Source organism: Microcystis sp. LE19-41.2A, from assembly GCF_027530405.1.
In the GTDB taxonomy this organism is placed as follows: domain Bacteria; phylum Cyanobacteriota; class Cyanobacteriia; order Cyanobacteriales; family Microcystaceae; genus Microcystis; species Microcystis aeruginosa.
The window spans coordinates 1-5,477 of the sequence record NZ_JAPZQJ010000344.1; the positions used below are offsets into that span (position 1 = coordinate 1).

Annotated in this window: 7 protein-coding genes; 5 read left to right on the forward strand and 2 right to left on the reverse strand. The window is 45.7% G+C overall.

The window, feature by feature from the left end; all coding sequences use genetic code 11:
* The first annotated feature begins 486 nt into the window (after positions 1 to 486).
* Positions 487 to 1,935 carry a F0F1 ATP synthase subunit beta gene (gene atpD / locus O9290_RS14040; RefSeq protein WP_288059268.1) on the forward strand — a complete coding sequence of 483 codons (1,449 nt, stop codon included), beginning with the start codon at positions 487 to 489 and terminating at the stop codon, positions 1,933 to 1,935.
* A gap of 74 nt (positions 1,936 to 2,009) precedes the next feature.
* Complete coding sequence (gene atpC, locus O9290_RS14045; protein WP_002735380.1) at positions 2,010 to 2,426, forward strand: ATP synthase F1 subunit epsilon; 417 nt, start codon at positions 2,010 to 2,012, stop codon at positions 2,424 to 2,426.
* 220 nt (positions 2,427 to 2,646) lie between these two features.
* Here the strand turns inward: atpC and O9290_RS14050 are convergent, their stop codons facing one another.
* Positions 2,647 to 2,970: a 30S ribosomal protein PSRP-3 gene (locus O9290_RS14050; RefSeq protein WP_002760450.1), complete on the reverse strand. Its 324-nt coding sequence runs from the start codon at positions 2,968 to 2,970 to the stop codon at positions 2,647 to 2,649.
* 103 nt (positions 2,971 to 3,073) lie between these two features.
* On the opposite strand from O9290_RS14050, the gene mutT reads away from it, so the two are divergent.
* From mutT to mraY, 3 genes are read left to right on the forward strand one after another with little or no spacing between them, the layout of a single operon-like run.
* Complete coding sequence (gene mutT / locus O9290_RS14055; protein WP_288059270.1) at positions 3,074 to 3,496, forward strand: 8-oxo-dGTP diphosphatase MutT; 423 nt, start codon at positions 3,074 to 3,076, stop codon at positions 3,494 to 3,496.
* On the forward strand, positions 3,493 to 3,756 hold the full coding sequence (locus O9290_RS14060) for a DUF3134 domain-containing protein (RefSeq protein ID WP_002760451.1): 264 nt from the start codon (positions 3,493 to 3,495) through the stop codon (positions 3,754 to 3,756). Before mutT ends, O9290_RS14060 begins: the two co-directional genes overlap by 4 nt.
* A gap of 45 nt (positions 3,757 to 3,801) precedes the next feature.
* On the forward strand, positions 3,802 to 4,869 hold the full coding sequence (gene mraY / locus O9290_RS14065) for a phospho-N-acetylmuramoyl-pentapeptide-transferase (protein ID WP_288059272.1): 1,068 nt from the start codon (positions 3,802 to 3,804) through the stop codon (positions 4,867 to 4,869).
* Here the strand turns inward: mraY and O9290_RS14070 are convergent, their stop codons facing one another.
* Complete coding sequence (locus O9290_RS14070; RefSeq protein WP_288059274.1) at positions 4,870 to 5,193, reverse strand: HesB/IscA family protein; 324 nt, start codon at positions 5,191 to 5,193, stop codon at positions 4,870 to 4,872.
* Positions 5,194 to 5,477 lie beyond the last annotated feature (284 nt).

The window sequence follows — 5,477 nt, forward strand, 5'->3', positions numbered from 1 at the left end:
CTAGCTTCATATCTTGATTATACCTGATAACGTTCTTAAAATCTATCGGTGGCCAAAGTTACTTATTTTAGCTATCTAGCTACAGAAATGAGTAGCTTTAAAAAGCTTTAGGTAGGTTTTTGGTTTCTGTGGTTAACCCCAATTTTAAAAGAGAGTTTCCCCTTAAAAATCCCAACCTATATCTTGAGCAATTAAACCCTCGACACTGTGGCCATCTTCTCCTTGAGACATGAGGTAACGTTCAATTAAAGGCAAACCCCTGTGTTTGTTAAGCAGGGAGCAGGGAGCGGGAAGCGGGAAGTGGGGGGAACAAATAAAATAATCTCCCGTCTCCGAGTCTCGTGACGACCGACTGCTGAGGGCTGATAGCGAAAATAACTGATCTGATCCCCTAGCGTGATAAGCTGTGTATTGGCTAATTTTACAAAAAATTAAGACTTTCCCCTTGTGGGAGTTATCAGCTAAAACCCAGAGTAGACATAAACAATGGTAGCGACAACAGAAACTAACGTTGGTAAAATCGTCCAGATCATCGGTCCTGTCATCGATGCCGAATTTCCCAGTGGCAAACTGCCCCGTATTTATAATGCCTTAACCGTAAAAGGAACTAACTCCGCCGGTCAAAATCTATCGGTTACTTGTGAAGTGCAACAGTTACTCGGTGATAACCAAGTGCGGGCCGTTGCCATGAGTACCACCGATGGTTTAGTGCGCGGTATGGATATCGTGGACACCGGCGCGGCGATTAGCGTTCCCGTGGGTAAATGCACCCTCGGTCGGATTTTTAACGTTCTTGGTGAACCCGTGGACGAAAAAGGACCGGTTAACGTCACCGAAACCTCTCCTATTCACCGTCCCGCTCCCAAATTAGTCGATCTTGAAGTAACACCGACGGTTTTTGAAACCGGTATCAAGGTGATTGACCTGCTCACCCCCTACCGTCAAGGGGGCAAAATCGGCCTCTTCGGGGGTGCTGGTGTGGGCAAAACCGTCATTATGATGGAATTAATCAACAATATCGCCATTCAACACGGTGGTGTCTCGGTTTTTGGCGGTGTGGGTGAAAGAACCCGCGAAGGAAACGACCTCTACAACGAGATGATCGAATCGAAGGTAATCAACGCTGATAACCCCGAAGAATCGAAAATCGCCCTCGTTTACGGTCAGATGAACGAACCCCCCGGAGCGAGAATGCGCGTCGGTCTCTCCGCTTTGACCATGGCCGAATACTTCCGCGATGTCAACAAGCAAGACGTACTCTTATTTATTGATAATATCTTCCGTTTCGTGCAAGCCGGTTCGGAAGTATCGGCGCTCCTCGGTCGGATGCCTTCTGCGGTAGGATACCAACCCACCCTCGGTACTGACGTAGGCGACCTGCAAGAGCGGATTACCTCCACCAAAGAAGGATCGATCACTTCCATCCAAGCGGTCTATGTACCCGCGGATGACTTGACTGACCCCGCTCCCGCTACTACCTTCGCTCACTTGGACGGAACAACTGTACTGTCCCGTGGTCTGGCTTCCAAAGGTATCTATCCGGCGGTAGATCCCCTCGGTTCCACCAGCACCATGCTCCAAGCTGATATCGTCGGTGATGAACACTACGGCACCGCTCGCGCCGTCCAATCTACCCTGCAACGCTATAAAGAGTTACAGGACATCATCGCTATTCTCGGTTTAGACGAATTGTCGGAAGAAGATCGTCTCACCGTTGACCGCGCTCGCAAAATTGAGCGTTTCCTCTCGCAACCTTTCTTCGTGGCGGAAGTGTTCACCGGTTCTCCAGGTAAATACGTTACCCTCGCTGATACGATCAAAGGCTTCCAGATGATCCTCAAAGGTGAACTCGATCGCTTACCCGAACAAGCGTTCTATATGGTCGGCAATATCGATGAAGCGATCGCTAAAGGCGAAAAACTCAAAAAAGGCTAATTAAAAGTCAGTAGTAACCGCTAAACGCGGTTACTAAACCCAGAAATCTGCCAAAATTATCGTTATTATCACCAATGAGCATTACAGTACGGGTTATTACACCCGATCGCATTGTCTGGGATAACGTGGCTGAAGAAGTAATCCTACCCAGTTCCACGGGACAATTAGGTATTCTTAGCGGTCACGCTCCTTTATTAACTGCCCTGAATATTGGCGTAATGCGAATTCGACCGGGGAAAGACTGGGAAAATATCGCAGTTTTGGGCGGTTTTGCCGAAGTCGAAAATAATGAGATCAAAGTCCTCGTTAATGGGGCAGAATTAGGCTCAAAAATCGATAAGGAAAAAGCTCGCGCCGAATACGAACGGGCCCAAACTCGTCTCGATGAAGTCAGTAAAGGGGATGACCGTCGCAAAACTATCCAAGCGCAACAATCATGGCGCAAAGCTCGCGCTAGATACCAGGCCGCTGGCGGTTTAGTATCGGTTTAAACCCAACCAAATCAAATTAAATTAAAGCAAAATCGGGCGGGTTTATATAAACCTACCCGATTCTTTTTCAGTTATCAGTTATCAGTTATCAGTTATCAGTTAAGTAGTCGGACTTAACGGAGGCAGGGGGCAGGAGGCCGTTTTTGTAACGGGGATTTATGCCCCGCTCCAAAAACTTTTCGCCTTAAGGCGAGGTTTTAGACCCGATTTTTTCGATAAATTAATTGCTACCACTAAACACAACTTCGGGGAATTTTAACTGTGCATCGGCCATGGGGATTTGTCGGCCTTGATTGCGTAACTCTTGCCAAAAATTAATTACTTCTGTGGCTTTGTTGAGAACATCAACGCGATCGGACTCATCAATCCAGTGTTTTGCTTCTAACTCCTCTTGCAGTTGTTGCCAAGCATCATTGCGCGGCCAGAAAAAATAAGCGGTGAGGGGGCTAGTTCCTTTGCCGACCACCTGATCCACAGCGATCGCTACGTTCTGATCTAACCACAATACTTTTAAAATAAACTTTGATTCGGAACTGACTGTCATTGTTAATCGTTAATCGTACAATTCTCGATTATATCATCTTTTGACTCAATTTTCCGCAGTCAGTTTTTAACTATTTTTTGCTGTTTTTTCGCCAATAACCACTATGATTCCCGAAACAGACTCTTTAGCTTCTAAACAAATCGGTGTGGCCGTAATTAGAGATGATCGAGATTTAATTTTAATCGATCGCCGTCTAGCCAAGGGACTCCTAGGCGGTTTTTGGGAATTCCCCGGCGGCAAAATCGAAGGCAATGAAACGGTGCAGGAATGTATTAAACGAGAGATATTAGAAGAAATTGGCATTGACATCGCGGTTGATAGTCATTTAATCACTATCGACCACACCTATAGTCATTTTCGGGTTAATCTACAAGTATATAACTGTCGTTATCTCAGCGGCCAAGCAAGAGCGATCGAATGTGAAGAAATCCGCTGGGTAACTATCCAGGAACTAGATCATTACACTTTCCCCGCGGCCAATCAAGAGATTATCAGAGCCTTAAAAGACATGGTAAACTCGAAATGATTGCTGCTAATCGTCGAGTAATTATGCTTAATCCTTCTATTCGTCAAGAACCCCGCTATGAACCGGCCGCGGTTATTCCCCTAAAAAAAGACGCTTCCATTGTCGAGTGGTTAGAAAAAAATAATCGCATGATTCCCCGGGATAAAATCGCCGAACCGGATCTGACTCTCGAAGAAGATGTGGAACTATCTGAACTCATGGATGTCGATGATATCGGTTATGATGACGACGAGGATGAATTAGTCTTAGATGAAGATTAATCCCGTCTTCTTTGGCAAATTTTACCCTTATCTGGCGCTTTAGTCGTGAACGCTAACATTTTTTCCGCCCCTATCTTTAAAAAACCCACTGGAACCCATCTCCTGATTCTACTAACGGGATTACTATTTCTGTTAGTAGTTTTTTTTCAGTCCACTAATTCCCTGTTACTCCCTCTGATGGCCACAACATTAATCAGTGGTGGTCTTGGTTGTCAAGTAGTACCGATGCTACGGCGCTTGAAAATGGGTCAGATTATGCGCGAAGATGGACCACAGGCTCATTTAAAGAAAGCAGGAACCCCGACCATGGGAGGCAGCTTTTTTGTGCCAGTAGCCCTTATTTTCGCTTTAATCTGGTCTAAATTCGCCCCTAATGTGGTGGCGGTTGCTTTGCTGACCTTTGTTTACATGGGTATCGGTTGGTTAGATGATTGGCAAATTCTGCGTTATAAGTCGAATAAAGGCCTATCTCCCCAGATGAAGTTAATTTTACAGATAACGGGGGCGGTGCTTTTTTGCCTCTGGATGTTGGTCAATCAGGTGAGTACCGATATCACCCTTTGGGGTCGATTAGTCATTCCTTTGGGCTTTTTCTTCTGGATTTTGGCGGGATTTGTCCTTGTGGCTGAAAGTAACGCCACTAATCTCACCGATGGGGTGGATGGATTAGCGGGGGGAACAGGTGCGATCGCTTTTTTGGGTTTAGGTCTTATTATCGCCCCTAGTCATCCGGATTTAGCGATTTTCTGCACTTGTTTTGCTGGTGCTTGTCTAGGCTTCATTTTTCATAACCGCAACCCCGCTAAAGTGTTCATGGGTGATACGGGTTCCCTCGCTTTGGGAGGTGCTTTAGCTGCGGTGGGTTTAATTACTGGACATCTCTGGGGATTATTTTTAATTAGTGGTCTGTTCTTTCTGGAATCTCTTTCGGTAATCGCTCAGGTTATCTATTATAAAGCCACAAAAGGACCCGATGGCAAGGGCAAAAGATTATTAAAAATGGCTCCTTTTCATCATCATTTAGAATTAAGTGGTTGGACGGAAACGAAGATTGTGGGAGCTTTTTATCTGGTTAATGCGCTTTTAGTTGTCTTGGCTATTTGGAGCAGTTAATTAAGTGCTAAAGGAAAGACCACAACCGCAGGTATTTTGGGTGTTGGCATTGGTAAAACGGAAACCACCACCCATGAGATCTTCTGAATAGTCTAATTTTAAAATTTGTAGGTAGCGATCGCTGTCAGGATCGACTAAAATATTAATACCCTGACTTTGATAAAAGCGATCGTTTTCTGCCACAATAGGGGTTAATTCGAGATGATAGTGAAGTCCCGAACAACCACCGTTTTTTACTGCCAAACGCAGATAGGAACCAGTCAGACAACGGCTTTGACTCCAACGTTCAATTTCTCTAGCGGCGGCGGGACTTAATTCGATCATTGTTTTTGAGACTATTGTAATAATAATATCAAGTTATTGTGAAGTTATACCATAGTTGTTGTCAAACTTTATGTTAAGTAGCTGGTTATAATTAAATTAAAAATGGATTTTAGGTTCGATCCCCCCTGCCCCCCTTGATAAGGGGGGTGCCGATCCCCCCTTAGTCCCCCCTTGATAAGGGGGGTGCCGATCCCCCCTGCCCCCCTTGATAAGGGGGGTGCCGATCCCCCCTGCCCCCCTTGATAAGGGGGGTGCCGATCCCCCCTGCCCCCCTTGATAAGGGG

Bases quoted from the DNA above. Each gene is read 5' to 3' on its own strand.
- atpD (WP_288059268.1), top strand. From the start codon at position 487: ATGGTAGCGACAACAGAAACTAACGTTGGTAAAATCGTCCAGATCATC.
- atpC (WP_002735380.1), top strand. From the start codon at position 2,010: ATGAGCATTACAGTACGGGTTATTACACCCGATCGCATTGTCTGGGAT.
- O9290_RS14050 (WP_002760450.1), bottom strand. From the start codon at position 2,970: ATGACAGTCAGTTCCGAATCAAAGTTTATTTTAAAAGTATTGTGGTTA.
- mutT (WP_288059270.1), top strand. From the start codon at position 3,074: ATGATTCCCGAAACAGACTCTTTAGCTTCTAAACAAATCGGTGTGGCC.
- O9290_RS14060 (WP_002760451.1), top strand. From the start codon at position 3,493: ATGATTGCTGCTAATCGTCGAGTAATTATGCTTAATCCTTCTATTCGT.
- O9290_RS14070 (WP_288059274.1), bottom strand. From the start codon at position 5,193: ATGATCGAATTAAGTCCCGCCGCCGCTAGAGAAATTGAACGTTGGAGT.